This is a genomic window from Micromonospora sp. NPDC049366, assembly GCF_044466625.1.
Taxonomy (GTDB): Bacteria; Actinomycetota; Actinomycetes; order Mycobacteriales; family Micromonosporaceae; genus Micromonospora.
The window spans coordinates 36953-60417 of record NZ_JBITMV010000007.1 but is presented as its reverse complement, the minus strand read 5'-3'; the positions used below and the strand labels follow the sequence as shown (position 1 = coordinate 60417).

Here is a 23465-nt window from a genome sequence, read left to right as displayed (position 1 = left end):
GGTGGCCGGGTCGATCCCGGCGAGGAAGCGCGGATGGCGTCCTCCAACTCGGCCCGCCCCGGTGTCGGCCCGGCGACGATCGGGGGCCCCAACCGGCCGGACGGTTGGTCCGGGGCCGCGCCGAGATCCGTACGGTGCCGGTATGACTCAGGACAGCATTCCGCCGACGGTCGCCCGGAAGGTCCGGGCGCTGCGTCGCGCCGGGCTGTTCCTGCTGGGGCTGATCGGCCTGGTCTTCCTCATCGTCGGCGGCTGGCTGCTGGCGAGCCAGAGCTGGGACCGGGCCACCGGCACCGTGCAGACCTGCACGGTGCGGGTCGAACCCACCACGTCGTCGAGAGGCCGGACCGTGCACACCTGCGATGTCACCTGGCAGGCCGCCGACGGCGCGCACACCGGCAGCGTCGAGCTTGACCGCGCGGGCGCGGTGCCGGGGCAGGCGGTGGCGCTGCGCGTCAGGGGCGACCAGGCCGTCGTGGTCACCCCGGTCTGGGTCGGCGCGGCCAGCGCCGCCGGAGGGCTGGCCCTGGTCGGTGTGGCGGCCGTGCTGCTCGTACGCCGGCGGCGCGCTCGGGCCTGACCGAACGACATCCGCAGGGGGCGGCGGGATGTCTTCCGCGCATCGTTCCTCGCGGAAAAATGGTTGCCTTGCCGAACTATCTGGGCACCATCATCTCGGCCGCCTCACCGGAAATTGGTTGCCTTGCCAAACCGTCTGGGCGCCATCATCTCCCCCCCCACCTCATCGGACGTCGGGGCGCGGGCGCGGACCGGTGAGGGTGGGTCCGCACGGGGCGGGACGGCAACCGCGGGCGTCAATCCAGCGCGCGGATATCCCTGACTCGTCCCGACTGCGCGTCACGCTCGGGTGAGCGCTGCGGGCGCGCCTCGCCCGGGCGAGGCGCCCTCGGGAGCGTCGGAGTGCCGCGCCGCGCGCCCCGGAGAGGGCACGACCTGATTACGGCTCGATAAGGCTGTCGAATTCGTCGTGAAAATTGACGGATCGTCAGGGCGGAACGAGTGGAAGCAGCTCCGCTGCGGGGTGGGCGCGCAATTGTTGAACGTCATTGAAAGTGGTGTGCTAAATGGTGGGCCGACGGGAGTCGGAGCGATTGACGAACTTACCGACGGTCACCGGCGGGTCGGGTCCGGTCGTCCGGCGATCGACGTGATGTCGTCGCGGCTCTTCGTGCAGATGCGCTGCCACCTCGCGAAATATAGATCACCACCGCAGCGACCTCGGCCGACTCGGTCACGGATCGGCTAACTCCCTGTGAACGGGAGGGGGAGCCCGACGGCGCATGACGCCGGCCGGACAATGATCGCGAGAAGCAAGGAAGGCGAGTCCGGCGGTCACGAAATGCGCCTGTAACAAAGCTGACTCACGAAGAAATCATTCGTGATTAACCTTCCCGCCCTAGAGCCGCCGGACAGACGGAACGCCGTCCGGAAACGGCGACGTGTCAGTTGGGTGAGGAGGTCGTCCCGCGTGGAGCCGATGGTCGTGGAGCCCCCGGCAACCCGTGCCGGCGAGCCGGCGGGTGTGCCCGCAGCCGGGTCGCAGTCGAGCGGCGCGCCGGTCCGGACGGTCAGCAAGTCGCCGACCCGGATCGCCCTGGCCCGGCTGCGCCGCGACCGGGTCGCGATGGTCTGCGCGGTCATCTGCGCGGTGTACCTGCTGATCGCGGTCTTCGCGCCGCTGCTCGCCCGCATCGAGGGCCAGAACCCCACCGACCTGCACCAGAACCTCATCGACGAGTTCGGCTTCCCGACCATCGGCCCCACCGGTGAGCACTGGTTCGGCGTGGAGCCGCGGCTGGGCCGCGACCTCTTCGCCCGCTGGGTCTACGGAGCCCGACCCTCGCTCATCGTCGCGGGCGCCGTCACCGCGATCACCACGGTCGTCGGGGTGGTGGTGGGCCTGATCGCCGGCTTCTCCGGCGGGTGGGTGGACCGCGCGCTGTCCTGGCTCATCGACCTGGTGCTCAGCCTGCCGTACCTGCTGTTCGCGATCGCCAGCTCCGCGGTGCTGGTGGCGATCTTCGGCGGGGCCGGCGGCGCGTCGGCCGACCAGGTGGCGAGCATCCGGTTCGTGTCGCTGATCTGCGTGCTGTCGTTCTTCGGCTGGGCCAGCCTGGCCCGCCTGGTCCGGGGACAGGTGCTGTCCCTGCGGGAGCGCGAGTTCGTCGCCGCCGCCCGGGTGCTCGGCATCCCCACCCGGCAGGTGCTGTTCAAGGAGCTGCTGCCCAACCTGGTGGCGCCGATCGTCGTCTCGGTCTCCCTGGCGCTGCCGGGTTACGTGGTCGCCGAGGCCGGCCTGACCGTGCTCGGCGCCGGGCTGATCGAGCCCACCCCGTCGTGGGGGCTGACCATCTCCGCCGCCACCACCTACTACCGGGCCGACCCGCTCTACCTGTGGCTGCCCGTACTCGGCATCACGATCCTGGTGCTCGCCCTGAGCCTGCTCGGCGACGCCGTACGCGATGCCTTCGATCCCCGGACCCGTCGATGAGGACGCCCTGGGCTGGAGGAGAACCGCGGACCCCGCACGTCGGGGGTCCGCAGACCGGAACAAAGACAGGAGTACGTCTGTGAGGCAAGTGAAGGTTGGTCTCGCCGTCGCGCTGGCCGCCAGTCTGGCGGTGGCGGCCTGCGGCAGCCCCTCGGCGAACAACGGCAGCAGCGGCGGGGATGACGCCAAGGGCATCGAGACGCAGCAGACCGCGCTCGACCCGACCGCCAAGGGCCCGGCGGCCGAGGTGCCCGGCGCCAAGAAGGGCGGCGTCATCACGGTCTACTCCCAGGTGACCCCGAACACGTTCGACCCGACCGACACCTACTACGCCGACGCGCTGGCGATCGAGAGGCTGATCTTCCGCAGCCCGACCCAGTTCGCGATCCGCGGCGGCAAGCCGGTGCTGGTGCCCGACCTGACCGACCTGGGCACCGTCTCGTCGGACAAGCTGACCTGGACGTTCAAGATGCAGCCGGGCATCAAGTACGCCGACGGCAGCGAGGTCAAGGTCGAGGACCTGGCGTACGCGATCAAGCGCTCGTTCGCCCACGACGTCTTCGCCAACGGCCCGACGTACCAGCTGACCACCTTCAAGGACGGCGACAAGTACAAGGGCCCCTACGTCAGCGGCGACACCTTCGCCGGCGTGGAGACCCCGGACGCGACCACGCTGGTCATCCACCTCGCCCAGGAGTACCCGGACCTGCCCTTCTACCTGTCCTTCCCGGCGTTCACGCCGATCCCGAAGGCCAAGGACACGAAGGAGAACTACAAGAACAACCCGCTCGCCACCGGGCCGTACCAGTTCGACACCTACACCCCGGGCACCGAGCTGAAGCTGAAGAAGAACCCGCACTGGGACCCGAACACCGACGCGGTGCGGCACCAGTACCCGGACGGCTTCGACTTCAAGTGGGGCGGTGAGGACCCGAAGACCCAGCAGCAGGTCCTCAACAGCGCCGGCGAGGACGCCAACGCGCTCAACTACGGCCCCGTCGACGCCTCGCTGATCCCGCAGCTGAACGGGGACAAGAAGGCCCAGCTGATCCAGGGCGAGCAGCCCTGCACCTACTCGGTGCAGCTCGACACCCGCAAGATCCCGCTGGAGGTGCGCAAGGCGATCGCCAAGGCGTACCCGTACGACCAGGTCAACAAGGCCGGCGGTCTGAACAGCTACAACTCCGAGCCGGCCAGCACCATCCTGCCGCCGAGCGTGCCCGGCTACACCAAGTACGACCCGCTGCCCGACCTCTCCGGTAAGGGCCAGGGCGACCCGGCCGGCGCGAAGGCGATGCTGGAGGCGGCCGGAAAGGTCGGCTTCGAGCTCAGCTGGTACTACGACAACACCAAGCCGGTCCCGCAGCAGACCAACCAGATTCGGGTCGACGCGTTCAAGGCGGCCGGCTTCACCGTCAAGCCGATCGGTGTCACCACCGCCGAGCTGCGCTCCAAGATCGCCGACTACGACGCTCCGGTCAACATGGGCCAGGCCCCGCAGGGCTGGTGCTCCGACTGGCCCAGCGGCGGCAGCTGGTTCCCGGTGCTCTTCCAGTCGCACAGCATCACCGACGGCACCAGCTGGGGCATGCTCAGCGACAAGGCGCTGGACGCCAAGATCGACGAGGTCGGCAAGCTCCCGGCCGAGCAGGCCGCCGCCAAGTGGGGCGAGCTGGACAAGGAGATCCTGGGCCAGTACATCGCCCTGCCGCGCTACTACGGCAAGCTCGCCTTCGTGGTCGGCAGCAACATCGGTGGCGCCGAGGGCGACGCCTCCGCGGGTGAGCCGTTCTACCTGAACATGTTCCTGAAGAACTGATCCCCTCGTATCACCCCAGCGTGGACGCCGGCCGGACCTCCGGCACTGTGCCGGCCGGCGTCCACCCCCTCTCCCCGTTCCGGCTGTGGGCCCCGGCCCCGGCCCGCTGCCACCAGGAGCCTCGGCGGTGCTCTTCTACATCCTGCGACGGGTCGTCAGCGCGATCTCCGTCATCATCGTGACGCTGGTCGCGAGCTTCGGGCTGTTCTTCGTCGCCCCCACCGACCCGGCCGGGACGATCTGCGGCCAGCGCTGCACCCCGGAGCGCTACGCCGACATCAGCGCCAGCCTCAACCTCGACGAGCCGGTGGCGCAGCAGGTCGGCGAGTACCTCAAGGGCATCGTGGTCGGTCGGACGTACCACTCGGGCGGGCTCACCATCGACTGCGACGCCCCCTGCCTCGGCTACTCGTACACCCTCGGCCAGCCGGTCACGAAGCTGATCGGGCAGGCCCTGCCGATCACCGTCTCGATCGTGCTCGGCGGGGCGGTGGTCTACCTGGTGGCCGGCATCCTCGCCGGCGTGGTGGCGGCCCGAAGACGCGGCACCTACCTGGACCGGATCATGGTCGGCACCTCGCTCGGCATCAACGCCGTGCCGTACTTCGTGGTGGCGCTGCTCGTCGCCCTCTACGCGACGTTCCTGCCGCACGCCGGCTACCACCCGCTGCTGGAGAATCCGCTGACCTGGGCCAGCGGACTGCTCGCCGCCTGGCTGACGCTCGGCCTGACGAACGCAGCCTCCTACACCCGCTACGCCCGGGCCTCCATGATCGAAACGCTCGGTGAGGACTACATCCGCACCGCGCGGGCCAAGGGGATCAGCGAGCGCCGCGTGGTCTACCGCCACGGCCTGCGCGCCGCGATCACCCCGGTCGCCACGATCTTCGGGCTCGACCTCGCGTTCCAGTTGACCGGCGCCATCTTCACCGAGGCGTTGTTCGGCCTGCCCGGCCTGGGCGTGCTGACCCTGCGGGCCTTCAACCAGTACGACCTGCCGGTGCTCATGGGCGGCGTGCTGATCGGCTCGGTGGTGCTGGTCGCGATGAACCTGCTCGTCGACATCCTCTACACGATCCTCGACCCGCGAGTGAGGCTGGCATGACCGAACTGCTGGCGACCCCGGACCACGAGCCGGCGGTCGGCCCGTCCGCACCCGCCGGACGGCAGCCGGAGACCGTGGCCCGTACCCGCCGTCGCGGCGGCGACGACCGTGCCGCCGAGGCGCCGTACCTGGAGGTGCGCGACCTCACCGTCACCTTCCCGACCACCGACGCTCCGGTCCGGGCGGTCCAGGGGCTCAGCTACTCCCTGCCGCTGGGCCGCACGCTCGCCGTCGTCGGCGAGTCCGGCTCCGGCAAGAGCGTGTCCAGCATGGCCATCATGGGCCTGCACGACCCGCGCAGCACCCGGATGACCGGCTCGATCCGGCTCGGCGGGCAGGAGATCGTCGGCATGTCCCCTGCCGACCTGCGCCGGCACCGAGGCGCCACCGCCGCGATGATCTTCCAAGATCCGCAGTCGTCGCTGCACCCGTACTTCACCGTCGGCGACCAGATCGCCGAGGCCTACCGGGCGCACCACCGGGTGTCCCGGCGGGCGGCCCGCGACCGCGCCGTCGACCTGCTCGGCCGGGTCGGCATCCCCGACCCGCGCCGCCGGCTCGACGACTACCCGCACCAGTTCTCCGGGGGCATGCGCCAGCGCGCCATGATTGCGATGGCCCTGGTGAACGACCCGAAGCTGCTCATCGCCGACGAGCCCACCACCGCGCTCGACGTCACCGTCCAGGCCCAGATCCTCGATCTCATCATGGACCTCCAGCAGGACTTCGGGTCGGCGGTGCTGTTCATCACCCACGACCTCGGCGTGGTCGCCGAGATCGCCGACGACGTCCTGGTGATGTACGGCGGACGCGCCGTCGAACACGGGGCGGTCGACGAGATTCTCGGCCGTCCGCTGCACCCGTACACGTGGGGTCTGCTGGAGAGCATCCCGGCCGTCTCCGGCGCGCCGACCCGGCTGCACCCGATCCCCGGTGCGCCGCCCAGCCTGCTCGCGCTGCCGACCGGCTGCTCCTTCCACCCGCGCTGCGAGTTCGCCGGTCGCGTGCCCGGCGGCGCCTGCGCCGCCGACCTGCCCGACCTGCGTCCCCGCACGGCGGACGCCGCCCGGTCCTCCCGCTGCCACCTGTCCGACCCGGCGCAGGTCTTCGCGACCGAGATCCTGCCCCGACTGCCGTGAAGGAACCCGAGATGACGACCACCGCCGACACCGCGACCGTGCCCGCCGACGTGCCGCTGCTGGAGCTTCGGGACCTTCAGATGCACTTCACGGCCCGGGGCGAGGGCTGGTTCGGCCGCGAGGGCCTGCGGATCCGGGCGGTGGACGGGGTGTCGCTGCAGTTGCGGGCGGGCGAGACGCTCGGCCTGGTCGGCGAATCCGGCTGCGGCAAGTCCACCACCGGGCGTCTCATCACCCGCCTGCTGGAGCCGACCGGTGGGCAGGTCCTCTACCGGGGCACCGACATCAGCCACCTCAAGGAGAAGGACCTGCGCCCGTACCGGCGTGAACTCCAGCTGATCTTTCAGGACCCGTACTCGTCGCTGAACCCCCGCCACACGGTGGGCACGATCATCGGCCGGCCGCTGCGGGTGCACGACATCGTGCCGAAGGGCCGGGAGCTGGACCGGGTACGCGAACTGCTGGAGGTCGTGGGCCTCAACCCCGAGCACTACAACCGGTACCCGCACGAGTTCTCCGGCGGCCAGCGCCAGCGCATCGGCATCGCCCGGGCGCTCGCCGTGCAACCCAAGGTGATCGTCGCCGACGAGCCGGTCAGCGCCCTGGACGTGTCGATCCAGGCGCAGGTCATGAACCTCCTGGAGGACCTGCGCAAGGAGTTCAACATCGCGTTCGTCTTCATCGCCCACGACCTCGGCGTCGTCCGGCACTTCTGCGACCGGGTCGCGGTGATGTACCTCGGCCGGGTGGCCGAGATCGCCGACCGTGACCCGCTGTACGACACGCCCGCGCACCCGTACACCCAGGCGCTGCTCTCCGCCGTCCCCGACCTGGGCGTGGCGCGCGGCGCGCAGCCCAAGGAGCGGATCCGGCTGACCGGCGACGTGCCCAGCCCGACGGACACGCCGGCGGGCTGCCGCTTCCGCAGCCGCTGCTGGAAGGCCGAGGACATCTGCGCCACCACCGCCCCTCCGCTGGTCGACCTGGGCGGCGGGCAGGCGGCGGCCTGCCACTTCGCCGAGGCGGCGCCGGCTGGCGCGGTGCCGGCGGCCTGACCGGTCAGTTCTGCGAGTTCCAGAACCCGACCAGGGTGGCGGTCCACCACCCCAGTTGGGACACGGTGGCGCTGGCCACGCCGGGCAGCAGAGCTGACCAGGGTGGCCGGCCCTCGTGGGCGGCGAGGCGGTCGCTGACCCGGCCGAGGAACAGGCCGTTGATCCCGACCGTCAGCACCGCCAGCAGCTTGACCCACACCAGGCCGGACGACGTGTTCGGCCCCAGCGCGGCGCCGCTGACCAGCAGACCCACCAGCCCCGACCAGATGAGCAGGTGGGCGCCGCGGGCCGTGGTCAGTACCGTGCCCAGCGGTTCGCGGCGCAGCAGCCAGCGCAGGCTGAACCAGTCCACGGTCAGCACCGCCCCGAAACCCACCACCAGGCAGGTGAGGTGGCAGAAGAGCGCCGCCGTACGCCAGGCCGGGGAGAGGGTGATGTGCGGCGCGGCGAGGATCGCGACCAGCCAGGCGACGGTCATCGTCAGGATCGCCGCGGCGACCACGGACCGGCCGGCGGGCCGACGGTGACCGCCGCGCCAGCCGGCGGTCGGGGCGACCGGAGTCATTTCGGTCGGCCGGGCCCCCCGGGACGTGCGGGTGTCCCGGGTCGCGGGGTTCATCGGCCGCGGTGACCGGGCCGGAGCGGTCGGAACCGGCGACCAGGCGGGAACATTCGGGGCCGCCGCCGCTTGCCGGGAGCGGGCCGGGGGGTGATCGGGGACGTCCGAGCGGTGGCGGGCGCCGGTGCCGCGCCGGACCGGAGAGCCACCCCGGTCGAGCTGGTCGGGCCGTTCGGCGGATCGGGCGCCGCCGGCACGGTGGCCGGTGGTGTGCGGATCAGTCATCCGCATCGGCGGGCCCTCCGGCGGCCAGCGGATCCGACAGGCGTGCGAGCTCGCCGAGCTCGGCCGCCCGGGCCTGCTGCATGCGGGCGACGACCGCCTTCAACTCCGGGCTGGCGCCGTTGGCCTGCTCGCCCCGGCACAGCACCACGGTCTGCTCCAGGTGAGCCCGGATCAGCGCCACCGTGCGGGAGCGCAGCTCGGCCGTCGGCGCAGCCCGCAGCTCGGTCAGCCGAGCGTCGGTCACCATGCCGGGCATCTGATGCCCCTCGTGGATGTTCTCCTCCGGCATCTGGGCGGCCGCCAGCAGCGCCCGCATCTCGCGTACCTCGCCGCGGTGCGCGGCGCGGATCCGTTCGACGGCGGCGCGCAGCGGCGGGTCGGTCTCCGCCGGCCGGGTGTCCAGGTAGTCGAAGAGGGTGAGCGCGCCCTCGTTCATGGGGATCAGCAGCTGGATGAAGGCGTTGTCGGTGCCGTTGAGGACCACCGGCGACGCCACGACCGCCGACGGTGTGACGGCGGGCGTGGGCGCCGCCGCCGGCTCGTCGGGTCGGCCCCGATGCTGGGTGACACCGACCGCCAGCGCCGCGACGGCCAGGCTCGTGACGGCGCCGACGATCCGCCAGGCGCGGGCCCGGCGGGTGGTACGGCCGCTCATGACCTCGTCCATTCCTCGCCCGCTCAGCGCGCGGCCTGGAAGGCACGCCCGACCGGGGTCGCGTCGGTGGCGGTGCGGAACAGGCCGGAGCGGTCCTTGTCGGTGGCGGGCAGGCCGAACCAGGCGTAGCGCTGCACGTAGGGCAGCTGACCGAGCATGGTGGTCGCGGAGGTGAGGAAGGCGGCCTGCTGCTCCTGGCTGGGGAACCGCGGCCCGTCGCCGTGGAAGCGCATCAGCGCGAACTCGGTCAGCCAGATCGGCTTGCGGTAGCGCTCGTACACGGCCTGGATGTACTCCTTGAGCTGGCGCACCGCCGCCTGGGTGGCGAACTCGGCACCGAACCAGTGCAGCGTGATGAAGTCGACCCGGTAGCCGCGCGCCTCGGCACCGGACATGAACTGGTCGAGCCAGCGGCCCGGGTCCGCGCCGCCCCAGGCGACGGCCGGGCTGCCCAGCTTGCTGCCGGTCGCCTGCAGCTTCGGCCACAGGTCCAACGCCTGCTGGACGGTCATGTTCGCCTGCTCCGGGATGTCCGGCTCGTTGAACGTGAGCAGGTACGGCCCGTTCGCCTTCGCCCGGGCGAGATCGGCGTCGGTGACGTTCTCCGCGCTGCGGATCATCGGTACGAACGTCACCCCGCGCGGAGTGGTGATGCCCCGGTGCTGGGTGCCCCAGGTGTAGTACCAGCCGGCCTTGGAGTTCGCCAACGCCTGGCTGACCCCGGGGAAGTCCCACACGCCGACGCCCTTGCGGGGCGAACTGACGGCCGGTGGGGCGGCCAGGGCCCGCACCGTCGGTCGGACGCTCGGCGGCGCGCTCGACGGCGGCGCGCCGGGGGTGGCGGTCGCGGTGGGCGCCGGGGCGGCCGCCGGGGGCGCCGGTGGCTCGTCGGGCCGGGTCACCACGACGGTGGTGGTCACGGCCAGGACCACCGCGGCGACGCCGGCACCGATCGAGGTCAGCAGGCCCCGGGGCCCGTTGACCACCAGGTCGACCAGACCCACGCCGCTGTCGGTCGTGGTGGGCACACCGCCGGGTGGGGTCGTCCCGGCGGTGTGCCCGGCCGTCGGGTCCGGAGGGTGATACCCAACGGCGTCCGAGGCGGCCGGGGGCACGGCCGCGCTCGGAAACTGGGCGCTGAGGCCGGCCGGCAGCGGAAGCATCGGCAGGCCGGCGAGCAGCCGATCGATCGGCAGCAGGCTGCTGCCGGCGCGCGAGCAGGTGGCGCAGTCGCGGACGTGCCGGGCCAGCCGCTTGCGCCACAGCGCACTGGGTACGCCGTTCCACCCGGCCGCGACGCTGGTCAGCTCGGGGCAGACCGGGCGGGCGCGCAGGGCCCGTACGACGGCGCGGGCGCTCTGGATCTGCTCCTTCATCCGGTGGACCCGCACCGCGACGTGCCCGGGGGAGAGGCCGAGCGCGTCGGCGACCTCGTTGCGGGTCAGCGCGCCGGTCTCCTCCAGCCACCACAGGGAGAGCAACTCCTGGTCGTCCGGGTCGAGCCAGCGGGTCGCCTCGGCGACCTCCCGTCGCTGGTCGGTGAGGCCCAGCCGCAGGATGGTCACCGCGGCGAAGTCGGCCGCCGGGTCCGGCACGTTGTGGATCGTCTCCAGCCCCGCGTCGCGGTGCAGGGCGACCCGCCGGCGCTGCTCCCAGTCGCGCACCTGGCGGATGGTGATCGCCACCAGCCAGGACCGGAACGCGGCCGGGTCGTTGAGGGCGGGCAGGTGCCGGATCACCCGCACCAGCGTCTCCTGGACGACGTCGTCGACGTCGGCGTGGCCGCGCAGCGCCCGTCCGACGATGTTGTAGACGAGCGGGAGTGAGGCGGCGACGACCTCGTTGAGGGCGTGCTGGTCGCCCTGCCGGGCCGCGACGACCAGCCCGGTGTCGGCCAGGGCCCGTCCGGTTGACGACATGGGGTCACTCCTTCGTGCTTCGTCCGCTGGGCGCCCGAGCCGCGTGCGCCCGGCCGCCACCTGTTCGGAGACCTGCGGCGGCGGGGCAGATTACGGAAATTCTCGGGCCGCCAGATGACGTGGATGTGAACCGGGTCGGGGGTGAACGCGACCGCCGCTCTTGTTCACGGCTGTTCAGTCTGATAGAACACCGGCAGCGGGCGGACGGGTGCGAGGGAGGAACGGCGTGGGCGAGGACGTGACCTCGGACGACGGGGACATGGAGATCTACGACCTGCGGGTCACCGTCGACCGCATCGAGGGCCGCTCGGTGTGCGGCATGGCGGTCGGTGACCACTTCGACCTCACCGACAGCGCCCATTTGAAGCTGCCGGCGGGCCAGCACTTCTGCGTGTACGCCCTGGCGTCGGTGCTGCCGTTCCTCGCCGCGAAGCAGCGGGACGTGCCGCCCGGCGACTGGCTGGCGCAGGACAGCCTGTTCGCCTGCCCCGACCCGGAGGAACGGCTGGTGATGCGGGTCGAGCGCACCTGTCGGCGGCGCATGAACTCCGCCGACCTCACCTGAACCGCGCCACCGGCCGGGTCGCTGACCGCGCCGGCACAGTCAGAACAGCCGGGGCGTGACCACCGAGACGACCGTCGTCACCTCGTCGGTGTCGTTGTAGAGCCGGTGCGGCACCGACGAGCGCAGGTGAACGCTGTCGCCCGGGTGCAGCCGGTGCTCCTCCCCGTCGACCTCGTAGAGCAGTTGCCCGCGCACCACATAGGCGAACTCCTCGCCCTCGTGTCCGTACGCCTCCTCGCGGCGGCCACCCGGTGCGATGTGCACGAGCATCGGCTCCAGCACCAGGTTGGCGCCCCGGTCGGACAGCATGCGGTAGGTCTGCTGCCCCGACACGTACTCGGTCGCGCCGCTCTCGGCCCGGGTCAGCGTGAAGTGTGGCGGGCGCGGCACGGCCGCCGTGACCTCGGACGCCGCGGCAGCGACCGGCCTCGGTGTCGTCGCGGCTCCGGTGGGTGTCGCGCCGACGGCTGCGGGTGCCGCATCGGCCTCGGCGGGCGCCGCGTCGGCCGGCATCGGGGCGGGGCCGCTCTCGAAGAACTCGGCGACCGGCCGGTCCAGGGCGGCGGCGACGCTGTTGAGCGCGGTCAGGCCGATCGACGAGACGCCCCGCTCGACCTGCGAGAGGAAGCCGATGGACAGGCCCGCGCGGGCGGCGAGGCCACGCAGCGTCAGGCCGCGTTCGGTGCGGAACTGCCGCATCCGCGCGCCGACGAGGCTCGGCTGGGGGTCGACCGGCCGGGCCGGGCGTGCCGAGGTACGCACAGGGTCCTCCTGGGGTGGCGGAAGGGGCTGACGCAGCCGGTGTTCGATCGTATCGAACGTGCCGAGGGCTGCGGGGCGCCGACGGACACCCGCCCCGCCGGCTGCCGATGGAGGTCGCCGACCTCGTCCACGACGCGGTCACGGCCGAAGGGCTCGCCGCGCCGGTGATCGTCGGCCACTCGCTGGGCGGGGTGCTCGCCACCATCTACGCCGCCCGTCACCCGGCGCGCCGCGTGGTCAACCTCGACCAGCCGCTGCTGGTCGGCGGGTTCGGCGAGGTGCTGCGCCGCCTCGAACCGGTCCTGCGCGGCCCCGACTGGCGGCAGGCGTGGGACCGGATGACCGCCGGCATGGGCATCGACCAGCTACCCCCGGCGGCTCAGGAGCTGGTCCGCACCCGAACCACGCCCCGGCCGGACCTGCTGCTCGGCTACTGGAACGAGGTCCTGGTGACGCCCGCGGAGCACATCGCCGAGCAGCGGACCCGGGACCTGGTCGCGATCCGTGACCGTGGCGTCGGCTACGACTACGTGACCGGGTCGGAGCCGAAGCCGGCGTACCGGAGTTGGCTGGAGTCGGCGCTGCCCGAGGTGCGGATCACCGTGCTGCCCGGCGGCGGGCACTTCCCGCACCTGGCCTGGCCGGCCGAGGTCGCCGCCATCCTGGCGCGACGCTGACGGCGCTGCTCGTCGCCGGCACCGCCAGCCGGGTCGGCGGCGAGCCGTCCTGCGCTGGTCCGGCGTCGAGCCGCCCGCAGCATCTCGGCGTCCAGCCCGTCCACAAGCGGTTCGGCGTCCGGCCGTCCTCAGCCGGGCGCGGTGAGGTAGGCGCGCATCGCCTCACGGTCGTCCGGCAGGCCGTGCTCGCGCAGGAGCATCGCGACGTTGCCGAACTCCTGCCCGTCGATCAGCCACGGCGCGGTCGACCGGCCCAGCACCTCGGCCAGCCGGCGCTGCCCGGGCGTCAACGCCGAGACGGGGGTGCCCGACGGCACCGGGCCGGCCGGGAACGCGAGGCGCAACGCCGCGCCGAGCACGGTCAACGACTGGTCGCCGCTGACCGTGGGCAGCCGGACCAGCAGCGCGTCCAGGCCGCGCGCGGCGTGCCGGGGCCCGAGCTGCCGCAGCGCGAGGCCCGCGTAACCGGCGAGGTCGCCACCCAGGAACGGCACCCACTCGCCCTCGACCGGCTCATCCGGCGTGGCCGGGTCGGTGTCGCCCGGCATCGCCGCCCACCTCATCAGCTCGTCGACGGTCGCCGGGTCAGCCTGCGGGCCCAGCACCCGGGCGCGGCCGATGGCGGCGGCGCACCGGATGATCGGGCGCGGGTCGGTCAGCCACCGCTGGTCGGGCGCGGCGCCGAGCAGCCCCGACGCCACCAGCAGGGTGGCCACCTCGGCGGGCGTCACCGCCGCGCCGGGGGCGGGCGACGAGGCCGCGTCGAGCGCGTCGGCCAGCGCCGGGACGCTGCCCTCGGTTTCCTCCGGAAACCACGCCAGGGCGTACGCCGCCCCGGTCCGCACCCCCGCATCGGGGTGCGCCAGCAGCGCACGGAACAGGGGCACCCCGGCGCGCACCGCGTCGTACGCCGCCAATTCGACGTACGCCCACAGCCGCGCCTGGTCCGCCGCGTCCAGGGACTGGACGTACGCGTACTCGACGTACTCCTTCTTCGTCTCGTCCTCGCCGGACCACGGCGGTGGTTTCGCGGCGAGCAGCGCGCGCCCGCCCTCGGCGGCCCGGCGGTGTGCGGCGACCGGAACACCGTCGGGGAGCACGGCCTCGTCGGAGCCGATGGCCACGCCGGTCAGCAGCCAGAGCACCGCCGACGGGTCCGGGGTGCCCGGGTCGGCGAGCAACTCCAGCAGGAACGGCACCGCGTGGGCGCTCGCCTCGAACCGGCCGCCCTGGTGGACGATCCTCGTGTACAGCTCGACCAGCGCCTCGTCGCGCGTGTCCGGGTCGGGGGAGCGCAGCGCCCGGAGGTGACCGGGCAGGTCGTCGGCCGCCCCGTACGCGTGACCGAGCCGCGCCCAGTCGATGTCGTCGAGTCCGTCGAGCACGCCCCATGATCTCCCGATGCGGCGGCGGCGTGGGGGCAGGGCCGGCGCGGGCGGATAGCTCAGAACTCCTCGTACACCGCCGGGTCCTGGTCCGCGAGGCGCCCGTCGGGGCGGCCCAGCGCGGTGATGGCCGCGACCTCGTCGTCGGTGAGACCGACGTCGAAGATGTCGAGGTTCTCCTTCTGCCGCTGCGGGGACGCGGCCTTCGGCAGCGGGATCACCTGACGGGCCACGTGCCAGGCCAGGATGGTCTGCGCCGGGCTGATCCCGTGGGCCTCGGCGATCTCCACGACGGCCGGGTGCTGCTGCAGGTCGTTGCCCCGGCCGAGCGGGCTCCAGCCCTGCACGAGGATGCCCTTGTCCCGGTGGTAGGCGAGGGCCTCCTCCTGCGGGAAGTACGGGTGCACCTCGATCTGGTTGACCACCGGCGCGACGCCGGTCTCGGCCACCAGCCGGTCGATGTGCTCGGGCAGGAAGTTGGACAACCCGATGTGCCGCACCAGCCCCCGCTCGCGGGCCTCGATCAGCGCCCGCCACGCCTGCACGTACCGGTCGACCTTCGGGTTGGGCCAGTGGATCAGGTACAGGTCGATCCGGTCCAGGCCGGTGCGGTAGACGCTCTCCTCGATGGTGGTCAGCGCCGCGTCGAAGTCGTGGTGCCGGCCCGGCAGCTTCGAGGTGACGATCAGCTCGTCGCGTACGTCCCCGGCGGCGCGCGCGGCCCGACCCACCGCGCCCTCGTTCTCGTAGTTCACGGCGGAGTCGAGCAGCCGGTAGCCCGCCCCGATCGCCGAACCGAGCGCCTCGACGCCCGCCGACCCGTTCAGCCGGTACGTGCCGAGCCCGACCGCCGGCAACGTCGTGCCGTCCGCCGCCGTCAACTGGGGAATCGCCATGCTGGTCCGCCTCTCCGTCGCCCCGCGCGCCACCGGCCGGGATGACCTCGGGGCCGGTCGCGCCGCGCCTGTGCGCCGCGGCCGCCTCGGGGGCCGGGCGCACCCTGGACCCTACTCGTCCACACTGACCGGCCCGGCGCGGTCTCGACGGCCGGGCCGGCCGGTCCCCTCAGGCGAGGCGGTCGAGGAAGGCGCGCGAGCGCGCCACCACCAGCGCGGTCGCCTCCGCGTCGTACGACGGCAGTGAGCTGTCGGTGAACAGGTGCTGGTCGCCGGGGTAGACGAACAGCTCGGCCCGGTCCGGCCCGGCGAGGTCGACGAGCTCGCGGGCGGCGTCGATGTCGCCCTCCAGCCCGAAGAACGGGTCCTTCTCCATGCCGTGGACCTGCACCGGCAGTCCGTCGGGCCACGGCCCCACCGCCCACTCGCCGGTGACCGGGAGGCAGGCCTCGTAGAGCAGCGCGCCCCGGGCACCCGGTCGGGTCTGCGCGAGCTGCTGCGCCATGCCGGCGCCGTAGGAGAAGCCCGCGTAGACCAGGTCCTTGGGCAGGTCGGCCAGGGCCCGGTCCGCGCGGTCGTCGAGCACGGCGCCGAGGCGCTTCATCAGCGCGAATCCCTCATCAAGGGTCGCCGGTCGCTCGCCGTCGAAGAGGTCGGGGGTGTGCACGGTGTGCCCGCCGGCGCGTAACTGGTCGGCGAACGCGCGCACGCCGTCGGTGAGACCCAGCAGATGGTGGAAGAGGACGACGTCGGCCATCTCATACACTCCGAAGTTCGGACGGCAATGATCGAATGATCCATGATTCTAGAACGGTCGAGAAATGTCGGTCAATGAGCAGCAGATCCCGGACTACGACCTCGACGAGATGCTCGTGGTCACCGCGCCCGAGCAGCTGCGCGCCCTCGCGGACCCGCTGCGCGACACCCTCCTCGAACTGCTCCTCGAACGCGCCGCCACCGTCACCGAGCTGGCCCGAGCCGTCGACCGGCCCAAGAGCAGCGTCGCCTACCACGTGAACCTCCTCGTCGACGCCGGCCTGCTCAAGGTCGTCCGCACCCGCCGCGTCCGGGCCATCGAGGAGCGCTACTACGGGCGCGTCGCCCGCACCCTCTACGTCGGCGCGCTGCACCGCCCCGAGGACAAGCAGACCGTCGCCGCCATCAACGGGCTCGCCCAGGCCGCCGCCGAATCCGCCGCGGCGCACGCCGCCGACGACCTACGCTGCACCCTCGTCCACGCCCGCATCCCGCGCGAGGACGTCCGCGCCTTCTGGGCCGAGGTCCAGGCCCTCGCCCGCAGGTTCGCGCAGATCCCCCGCGCCGGCGACCAGGTGTACGGCTTCGTCGCCGGCCTCTACCCGACCGACGCCTCCACCCTCCCCGCGCCTTCCGCCGTCCCCGACGCTTCCGCCCTGTCCGACGCTTCCCCCGGCCCCGGCGGTGCGGGTGACCCTCAGTCCCGGTCGTAGACCAGCGTCCCCTCGGGCGTCAGCCGGGCACCGGCGGCGAGCGTGTGAGTCGTGAGGTGGCCGCGATGGTCCAGGTGGCACACCTCGACACCGCGGACACCGACCACGAAGTCGGCCACCAACCGCCGGTGACACCGCCACCACAGGCTCTCACTGCACATGATCACCGTCCGCGGGTCTCGCGCCCCGGCGGCGGACGGCGCGGCGCCGGCCGTGGACGGTGCGGCGCCGGCCGTGGACGGTGCGGCGAGGACGACGCCGGCCAGCAGGTCGTCGACGGCCGCGACGAACTCCGGCGTACGCATGTGGGCGGCGTAGCCCCGGAACGCCGCCACCCGCCACCACCGGTCCGGCGAATCCGCCGGCACGCGCCGCCGCCCGCCCAGCCGCGGCTCCCACCGGTAGTCCACGCCGATCGTCGGCAGCCACTCGGCGAGGGCGTCCCGGCCGACGTGCGGATGGGCCCGGCTGCCCGGATAGCGCCGCACGTCGACCAGCCGGGTCACCCCCGCGTCACCGAGCAGGGCGGTGAACTGGGCCTGGCTCGCGGTGCCGTGGCCGACGGTGAGCAGCGCCTCCGCCATGACGCCCAGACAACCGCACCGACGGCCGGACCGCACGCCGTTTCACCGACCTCGACGCGTCACCCGTCGAGGTCGGCGAGCATGCGCTGGTAGGCGACGGGGTGCACGATCGGGATGTCGTACTGGCGGCCCTTCTTGGCCTTGCCGGACAGCGAATCGGGGTCGGCGGCCACCAGGAGCCGGGTCTTCTTGGTGACGTTGTCGCCGACGTGCAGCCCTGCGGCCCGTGCGTCCTCTTCCCACCACGACCGCGGTGGCTCCATGGCCCCGGTGAAGACCACCGTGTCGCCGGGGCGCAGTCGCCAACCGGTGGTCGGACGCCCGGCGTCGCGAGATGACAGTATCTCTTGGCCTCGGGCCGCCGGCGCTACTTGTTCAGGTGGCGGTCCGGCGTTGGGCAGACCGCTGATTCAGGTGCCGCGCGGCGGCCAGGCAGCGCTGGCCGTCGCGCGGAGGGTGGTGCCGTCACCTGCGGTGCGGTGGGGAGGCACGCTAAACGGCGGTCAACCGGCTGTCGCGGTCGGGTCGCTCCGGCAGGCGCACCCGCAGGCGGTAGAGGCGGGTGATCTGAGCTTCGCTGCCGTTGTCGTCGGTGGCCAGCAGCAGGTGGATCTCACCGTCCGGGTCGCGGTCGGTGATCGTCATCGCTTCGATGTTGCCGAGCAGCGGATTGGTCTGGGGCTGCTTGGCCACGGCTCCGGAGGGCGGCAGGTCCGCCATGTCGACCAGCAGCCGCTTGTCGAGGGTCGGCGAGTGCGCGTCGAGTTTGTCGATGGCGCTCACGTCGGCGGCCCCGCGCAGGTCGGCGACGTAGAGCTGGACCCGGTTTCCGCTGCTGTCGAAGCCCCGCTCCAGGACCAGGAGCCAGTCGTCGTCGACCGCCGCGATGTCGGAGACCAGCAGGTTGGGTTCGATCCGGTACGCGAACTGGGTGCCGGGCTTGAAGTCGTCGTCGGGCTCGCTCCGTTCCCAGCACTGGAAGCGCACCAAGCCGTCCTGGTCGCTGAGCAGCGAATTTTCCATCGAGGCGATCAGCGTCCGCTCGTCGGCCATGGTCATTCCTTCGAATGCCTCGTTCAGTTTGGCGTCGCCGAGCGGCGTGACGCGGTACTGGCCGGGCATCGGCAGAACGCCGAGGAGGTTCCCGGCCCGGTCGAACCGGAAGATCTCCGGCCGTTCGGTGGCGACCAGGAGGGTTCCCCCGTCGAATACGAGCGCCTCGCCGTCGAGCGGGTGACGCAACTCGTCTCGCAGCTTGATCAGCTCGACAGGGTTGAGCGTCTCGGGGTCGAGGTAGTAGAGGACGGAGCGGTCGGAGAGGGCCGCGATCCGTCCGTCACGGTCCCGGCTCAGGCCCGAGAAATTGCCGACGAATTCCCCTTGGAAAGTCGTCTTGTCCAGATGGTCGGTGAAGCTCTCGAGGGTGACGTGACCGTTCGAGCGACCATTCTCCTGCATGTAACGCACCCGTTCGTCGAAGTTTGCCGTCGCAGACCCGGCGGCGACTTGCTCTCACTGTCCACAACGGATGACCACCAGCGCGGTTCAGTTCGTGAGCGTTCGCCGTCGTCGCGGCATCGTTTCGGGACGTCTGGTGCGTCCGGTGACCGCCTCGGTGACCTCGCCACCGACCGCACCGAGCGACGCAGCCGTATCCGCGACGAGGTGGCCGCGACGCTGCGCGAACGCGGCCACGAGGTCCGCACCTCCCACGGCCTGTCCGACTTCACCGTCGACATCGCCGTCCGCGCCGCTTCGCCCGGTGCCGGCCGCCGGTCTCACGGGCCGGGCGTGGCGGTCGGGGTGGCGGCGCCGAGCACGCTGCCGAAGAAGAGCAGCACGGTGAACGCGATCATCGGGCCGACGAAGAGGTAGCCCAGGATCAGACCGGTGACGGCCATGCCCCGCCCCGACTTCCTGCCGTTGCGGGTCTCGTGCAGGCCGACGTGACCGAGGATGACGGCGACGACGCAGGGCAGGCCGAACAGGCACCAACCACCGAGGACGCCGAGGATGCCGAGCACCATCGACGCGGTGGCGGTGCCGGAGGTGGGCGGCGCGTGCACCACCACCTGCGGCGGCGGCTGGTAGAGGGCCGGCGGGTAGGGGCTGGCGGGCACCGCCGAGATCGGCGGCTGCGGGCGGGTCGGGTCGTACCCGGACTGGTAGGACATGGCGTATCCCTCGCGGTCGGTGGGTGGGAAGTTCAGCTCGTGGTGGGGGTGTGCGCGCCGCCGCCCGGCTGCAGCCGGGTGAGCAGGGCGTCCACCTCGGCGTGCAGGCGACGCAGCTCGACCGCCGTCGGCGCCAACTCGTAGCAGTGGTGGTGCGTCGCGGCGGACAGCGCAGCCCAGGCGTACGCCACCCGCCGGGCCGTCTCCGCGCCCGGGCCGAGCCGGCCGCGCAGCATCAGCTGCTTGGCGCGGCCCTGCCGGCAGGCCGCCACGGTCGGCTTCACCTGCCGCCAGTAGGCGTCGATCCCGCCCTCCAGGGCGAGCCGGATCAGGCACGCGCAGGCCCGCGGCCACCAGCCTGCGGTCACGGCGGCGGCGCCGAGCGCGCCGGCGCCGCGCAGCAACTGGTCGGCCGCCGCCAGGCAGCGCTGCGGCGTCGGCGCGGTCACGACAGCGCCGCCGCGAGACGGCGGACGTCCGCGACCAGTTCGGGCAGGTCCGTCAGGTACGCGCCGTGCACCCCGCCCCGGCACGCCTGGTACGCCTCGACCGCCCGCCGCCCGTGCCGCCGCCCGAGCCAGCCGAGCACGTCACCACCGCGCTCCGCGTCGTCGAACGCCGCCAGTGCGACGGTGGAGGTGAGTCGACGCGACGCGTCCTCGATCGCCCGCTCGATGTCGGCGTGCGGCACACCCCGCCCCACCCGCGTACGCCAGATCACCCGGTGGCAGGCGGCCTCCAGCGCCGAGCGGCACAGCTCCGCGACCACCGGACCCCGTACCTCGCTCGGGATCTCCTCGTTGCGCGCCAGCGCGTACGCGTCGTCCAGGTGCCGGCTCACCGGGTCGGAGGCGGCGCGCACCGTCACCACCGACCGCTCCGCGCGGGTCACCTCGACGATCCGGGCCCGGCCCAGGTCCAGCCGACGGACCGCGTCCGGCAGCCGGGTGTCGTGGGTGAACACCACCACCTGACGGTCCTCGGCCAGCTCCGCGAGCACCCGCGCCAACCCGTCGACCTTCGCCGGATCCATGCTCTGCACCGGGTCGTCGACGACGACGAACCGGAACGGGCTCTCCGGCGCGCAGCTGCGCGGCAGGAACGTGGCCAGCCCCAGCGCGTGCATCTCACCCTGGCTCATCACCCCCAACGCGGTGCCGTTGTCGGCGCCGTCCACGCTCACCGGGAAGGCCACCCGCCGACGGGTGGTGCTGCCTTCGAGGGTCATCGCGCCCAGCTCGACGTTGCTCTCCTGCCGCAGCTGCGCCCAGATCCGCTGCGAGTGCTCCGCGAACGGCGCCAGCCGCTCGTTACGCAACCCGACCGCGGTCGCCCTGAGCCAGCTCCGCGCCGCCTTCAGCCGGGCCAGCGTCGCCTCCCGCTGCGACAGCGCACCGGCGGCGTCGACCCAGGCCCGCAGCTCGGCCGCCGCCCGCTGCCAGCCGGTGTCGCGCCGGCGCAGGAACTCCTCGGCGTACGCGCGCGCCGCCCGCGCCGCCCGCACCACCGCCGGGTAGCGGGCGCCCAGGTGCGCCGCCAACTCCGCCGGCTCACCGGGCACCTTCCGCAGCACGGCCACCGCCTCCCGCAACGCGCGCAGCGCCTCCCGCAGCGGGGCCAGCTCCTCCGGCCGCCCTGCGCCCGGCGTCGCGTCCCCGGCCGCCGCGTCGGCGTCACCCGCCGTCCGGTCACGGTCGGTCGCCGGCCCGTCCTCGCTCAGCTCCCACGCTCCGTCGCCGGGCGTCGCGTCCGTGTCGCCAGCGGTGGCGAGGTCGGCGGCGTCGAGCTCCGGGAGGTCGTCGACCAGGTGGTGGGCCTGTCGCAGCAGCGCGGTCAGCCGGGCGGTGGCCGCCTGCGCGGCGAGGCTGCGGTCCCGCAGCTCGGCCAGCGACGCCGTCGCGGTCGTCCGCCAACCCCCGTCGAGGCTGCCGGCGGCGCAGACCGGGCACGGGCCGTCGCCGCTCTCCTCGTGGTGCTCGATGGCCAGGCGCAGCAGCTCCGCGCTGCGCAGCGCCGCCCGCGACCGCCCGCCGTCGTGCCGCCGCGCCGCGTCGGCGGCCTCGGTCAGCTGGGCCGCCAGGCGCGACACCTGCTCCGGGTCCGGCACGTCCAGCCCGGTAACCCGCCGACACAGCAGCAGCGGCCCGTCCGTGGGGTCGTCGTCCGACTCGTCGAGGATCGCGGTCAGCTCCGCGAGGTCGACCGCACCCCGCCGGGCCAGCAGAGCGGCGGCCCGCACCGCCCGCCCGTCGCCCACCTCCGTCAGGGCGGCGGCGAGGGCGGCACGCTGCGCGCGTACCTCCCTGATGGCGGCCTCGACGGGCCGCGCGGCGGCCAGCAGACGCTGGTCGGCCTCGGTGATCGCCTCCAGTCCGAGGATCGCGGAGATCGCGTCGAAGAGCTGGCTCTGCGTACCGGCGGCGAGCCGACCCAGCTCGGCGGCGGTGAGGAACGGCCGGTACAGGGCCAGTGGCCGGGCCAGACCCAGCTCGGCCAGGTCCCGGTGGCGGCCCCGCTCGCTGGCGACGGTCACCTCCGCGTCGGCCAGCGCCGCCCCCACCGGCCACGACCGGGACACCGTCACCGGCGTGGCCACACCGTCGACGCGCAGCCGCACGTCGATCCCGCACGGGTCGGGGGTGTGCAGATTGCGCCACCCCGTACGCCAGACGCTGTTGCGGTCGGCCCAGCGCGCGCTGTCCCCGGTCAACGCCAGCTCGACGGCCTCGGCGAAGCTCGACTTGCCGGAGCCGTTGCGCCCCACCACCAGCGTGATGCCCGGCCCCGGAGCAATCGGCAGGGTGCGCTCCGGCCCGACGCCCCGGAACCCCGCGACGGTGATCGAGGAGAGCCAGATCCGCGGCGGCGGCTCGGCCGGGGCCGGGTCGGTCAGGCGCAGGCTCGTGGTGTCGCCGCGCAGCGCGGCGGCCAGGTCGTCCTCGCCGCCGAGAGCGGCGAGGACCAGTTCGGCGGTGTCGGTGGCCACGGTGTCGTCGTCGGCGAGCCGGTTGAAGATCAGCTCGACCAGGGGATCGGTGTGGGTCATCAGGACCTCCGGCTGACAGGGGGGGCGGGGGAGGGCGTGGAGTCAGGCCGCCAGCGCGTGCCAGTCGCGCAGGAACGCCTCGACCAGGTCGTGCGCCCGCAGACGTACGTCGAAGGGCTCCTCGACGCGGCGGCGCGCCATGTGGGCCAGGCTGTCGGCGGCCTCGTTGAGCGCGTGATAGGCGTGCGCCTTCACGTGCGTGAACGTCAGGCCCGGACGTTCGGCGACCAGCCCGGCGAGCCGCACCAGGGTGGGCTCCATGCCGGACTGTCGGGGGCGCAGGTCGTAGCCGGCCGGCATCGCGTCGGTCTCGCCGCGCTGCCAGCGATGCAGGTACCCCAGCGCCGGCACACTGTCCACCAGCACCGTCATGCCGACCGGCGGCGTGTCGTACGCGGTGAGCAGGAACTCCACCGCCCGCAACTCGCTGACCAGCACCCGCGAGCAGCCCGTCGGGTCCACCCGACCCGGACGCCGGCCGCGCAGGCCGTAACGGCCGTCGCTGGCCACGTACCCGATCCCCCCGGCGCGCCCCTTCCAGCTGGCGTCGGTCGCGGCGACCAGCGGCCCGGCCGCCGTCGCCCAGCGGCGGACCTGACCCCGGCCCGGCGCCTGCTCCGGCCGGCAGGCCAGGTCATGCCCGGCGGCGAGCCGGTCGGCGGTGTCGAGCAGCCGCGCCGCCTCACCGAACTCGTCGTAGCGGGCGGCGGCCAGCGCCAGCCGGACGACGTCGCCGACGGCGGTGCAGGACTCGCAGCGCCGCGCCTTGACGTAGGTGCGCAGGGCGAGGACCCGGTCGTGCAGGGGAGCGGGGAGCAACTCCACGGCGTGCAGGAACTCGTCGGGACGCATGACCACC

Annotated in this window: 23 protein-coding genes; 9 read left to right on the top strand and 14 right to left on the bottom strand. The window is 73.1% G+C overall.

What is annotated here, in order from left to right; all coding sequences use genetic code 11:
* Positions 1-142: 142 nt before the first annotated feature.
* From ACIBTV_RS12305 to ACIBTV_RS12280, 6 genes are all read left to right on the top strand, one after another.
* Positions 143-580: a hypothetical protein gene (locus ACIBTV_RS12305; RefSeq protein WP_396704093.1), complete on the top strand. Its 438-nt coding sequence runs from the start codon at positions 143-145 to the stop codon at positions 578-580.
* Between the two features lie 918 nt (positions 581-1498).
* Positions 1499-2512: an ABC transporter permease gene (locus ACIBTV_RS12300; protein ID WP_396704431.1), complete on the top strand. Its 1014-nt coding sequence runs from the start codon at positions 1499-1501 to the stop codon at positions 2510-2512.
* A 79-nt stretch (positions 2513-2591) separates the two neighbouring features.
* On the top strand, positions 2592-4331 hold the full coding sequence (locus tag ACIBTV_RS12295) for an ABC transporter substrate-binding protein (protein WP_396704091.1): 1740 nt from the start codon (positions 2592-2594) through the stop codon (positions 4329-4331).
* Positions 4332-4458: 127 nt separating this feature from the next.
* On the top strand, positions 4459-5436 hold the full coding sequence (locus tag ACIBTV_RS12290; protein ID WP_396704089.1) for an ABC transporter permease: 978 nt from the start codon (positions 4459-4461) through the stop codon (positions 5434-5436).
* A complete protein-coding gene (locus ACIBTV_RS12285) occupies positions 5433-6575 on the top strand; it encodes an ABC transporter ATP-binding protein (protein ID WP_396704088.1) in 1143 nt (380 codons plus the stop codon). The genes ACIBTV_RS12290 and ACIBTV_RS12285 overlap by 4 nt, the downstream gene beginning before the upstream one ends.
* 11 nt (positions 6576-6586) lie before the next feature.
* A complete protein-coding gene (locus tag ACIBTV_RS12280; RefSeq protein WP_396704087.1) occupies positions 6587-7630 on the top strand; it encodes an ABC transporter ATP-binding protein in 1044 nt (347 codons plus the stop codon).
* 4 nt (positions 7631-7634) lie between these two features.
* Here ACIBTV_RS12280 and ACIBTV_RS12275 read toward each other — a convergent pair whose 3' ends face one another.
* The 3 genes from ACIBTV_RS12275 to ACIBTV_RS12265 form a co-directional block, all read right to left on the bottom strand.
* Positions 7635-8195 carry a hypothetical protein gene (locus ACIBTV_RS12275; protein WP_396704085.1) on the bottom strand — a complete coding sequence of 187 codons (561 nt, stop codon included), beginning with the start codon at positions 8193-8195 and terminating at the stop codon, positions 7635-7637.
* Between the two features lie 271 nt (positions 8196-8466).
* The gene (locus tag ACIBTV_RS12270) at positions 8467-9129 is read right to left on the bottom strand and encodes a DUF305 domain-containing protein (RefSeq protein ID WP_396704084.1); all 663 of its coding nucleotides are present in this window, start codon (positions 9127-9129) and stop codon (positions 8467-8469) included.
* 23 nt (positions 9130-9152) lie between these two features.
* Entirely contained in the window at positions 9153-11048 is a 1896-nt protein-coding gene (locus ACIBTV_RS12265; protein ID WP_396704083.1) for a sigma-70 family RNA polymerase sigma factor, read from the bottom strand.
* Between the two features lie 226 nt (positions 11049-11274).
* On the opposite strand from ACIBTV_RS12265, the gene ACIBTV_RS12260 reads away from it, so the two are divergent.
* A complete protein-coding gene (locus ACIBTV_RS12260) occupies positions 11275-11613 on the top strand; it encodes a TIGR04076 family protein (protein ID WP_396704081.1) in 339 nt (112 codons plus the stop codon).
* Positions 11614-11652: 39 nt separating this feature from the next.
* On the opposite strand, the gene ACIBTV_RS12255 is transcribed toward ACIBTV_RS12260, so the two are convergent.
* Entirely contained in the window at positions 11653-12375 is a 723-nt protein-coding gene (locus ACIBTV_RS12255; protein ID WP_396704079.1) for a helix-turn-helix domain-containing protein, read from the bottom strand.
* Between ACIBTV_RS12255 and ACIBTV_RS12250 the strand changes: the two genes are divergently transcribed.
* Positions 12360-13052 carry an alpha/beta fold hydrolase gene (locus tag ACIBTV_RS12250; RefSeq protein ID WP_396704078.1) on the top strand — a complete coding sequence of 231 codons (693 nt, stop codon included), beginning with the start codon at positions 12360-12362 and terminating at the stop codon, positions 13050-13052. The genes ACIBTV_RS12255 and ACIBTV_RS12250 overlap by 16 nt on opposite strands.
* Positions 13053-13180: 128 nt before the next feature.
* On the opposite strand, the gene ACIBTV_RS12245 is transcribed toward ACIBTV_RS12250, so the two are convergent.
* From ACIBTV_RS12245 to ACIBTV_RS12235, 3 genes are all read right to left on the bottom strand, one after another.
* Positions 13181-14437, bottom strand: coding sequence for a hypothetical protein (locus tag ACIBTV_RS12245; protein WP_396704076.1), 1257 nt, complete (start codon positions 14435-14437; stop codon positions 13181-13183).
* A 59-nt stretch (positions 14438-14496) separates the two neighbouring features.
* On the bottom strand, positions 14497-15333 hold the full coding sequence (locus tag ACIBTV_RS12240; protein WP_396704075.1) for an aldo/keto reductase: 837 nt from the start codon (positions 15331-15333) through the stop codon (positions 14497-14499).
* 169 nt (positions 15334-15502) lie between these two features.
* Positions 15503-16090, bottom strand: coding sequence for a dienelactone hydrolase family protein (locus ACIBTV_RS12235; RefSeq protein ID WP_396704073.1), 588 nt, complete (start codon positions 16088-16090; stop codon positions 15503-15505).
* 64 nt (positions 16091-16154) lie between these two features.
* Between ACIBTV_RS12235 and ACIBTV_RS12230 the strand changes: the two genes are divergently transcribed.
* On the top strand, positions 16155-16802 hold the full coding sequence (locus ACIBTV_RS12230) for an ArsR/SmtB family transcription factor (protein ID WP_396704071.1): 648 nt from the start codon (positions 16155-16157) through the stop codon (positions 16800-16802).
* Here ACIBTV_RS12230 and ACIBTV_RS12225 read toward each other — a convergent pair.
* From ACIBTV_RS12225 to ACIBTV_RS12195, 7 genes are all read right to left on the bottom strand, one after another.
* Entirely contained in the window at positions 16787-17386 is a 600-nt protein-coding gene (locus ACIBTV_RS12225) for a DUF488 family protein (RefSeq protein WP_396704069.1), read from the bottom strand. The genes ACIBTV_RS12230 and ACIBTV_RS12225 overlap by 16 nt on opposite strands.
* A gap of 59 nt (positions 17387-17445) precedes the next feature.
* Positions 17446-17649, bottom strand: coding sequence for a hypothetical protein (locus ACIBTV_RS12220; RefSeq protein WP_396704067.1), 204 nt, complete (start codon positions 17647-17649; stop codon positions 17446-17448).
* Between the two features lie 229 nt (positions 17650-17878).
* Complete coding sequence (locus ACIBTV_RS12215) at positions 17879-18844, bottom strand: esterase-like activity of phytase family protein (protein ID WP_396704065.1); 966 nt, start codon at positions 18842-18844, stop codon at positions 17879-17881.
* A 320-nt stretch (positions 18845-19164) separates the two neighbouring features.
* On the bottom strand, positions 19165-19560 hold the full coding sequence (locus tag ACIBTV_RS12210; protein ID WP_396704062.1) for a DUF4190 domain-containing protein: 396 nt from the start codon (positions 19558-19560) through the stop codon (positions 19165-19167).
* Between the two features lie 32 nt (positions 19561-19592).
* Positions 19593-20009 (bottom strand): hypothetical protein, encoded by a 417-nt coding sequence (locus ACIBTV_RS12205; RefSeq protein WP_396704061.1) that lies wholly within the window; start codon positions 20007-20009, stop codon positions 19593-19595.
* The gene (locus tag ACIBTV_RS12200) at positions 20006-22606 is read right to left on the bottom strand and encodes an AAA family ATPase (RefSeq protein ID WP_396704060.1); all 2601 of its coding nucleotides are present in this window, start codon (positions 22604-22606) and stop codon (positions 20006-20008) included. Before ACIBTV_RS12200 ends, ACIBTV_RS12205 begins: the two co-directional genes overlap by 4 nt.
* Positions 22607-22648: 42 nt before the next feature.
* Complete coding sequence (locus ACIBTV_RS12195) at positions 22649-23458, bottom strand: hypothetical protein (protein ID WP_396704059.1); 810 nt, start codon at positions 23456-23458, stop codon at positions 22649-22651.
* Positions 23459-23465: the final 7 nt, after the last annotated feature.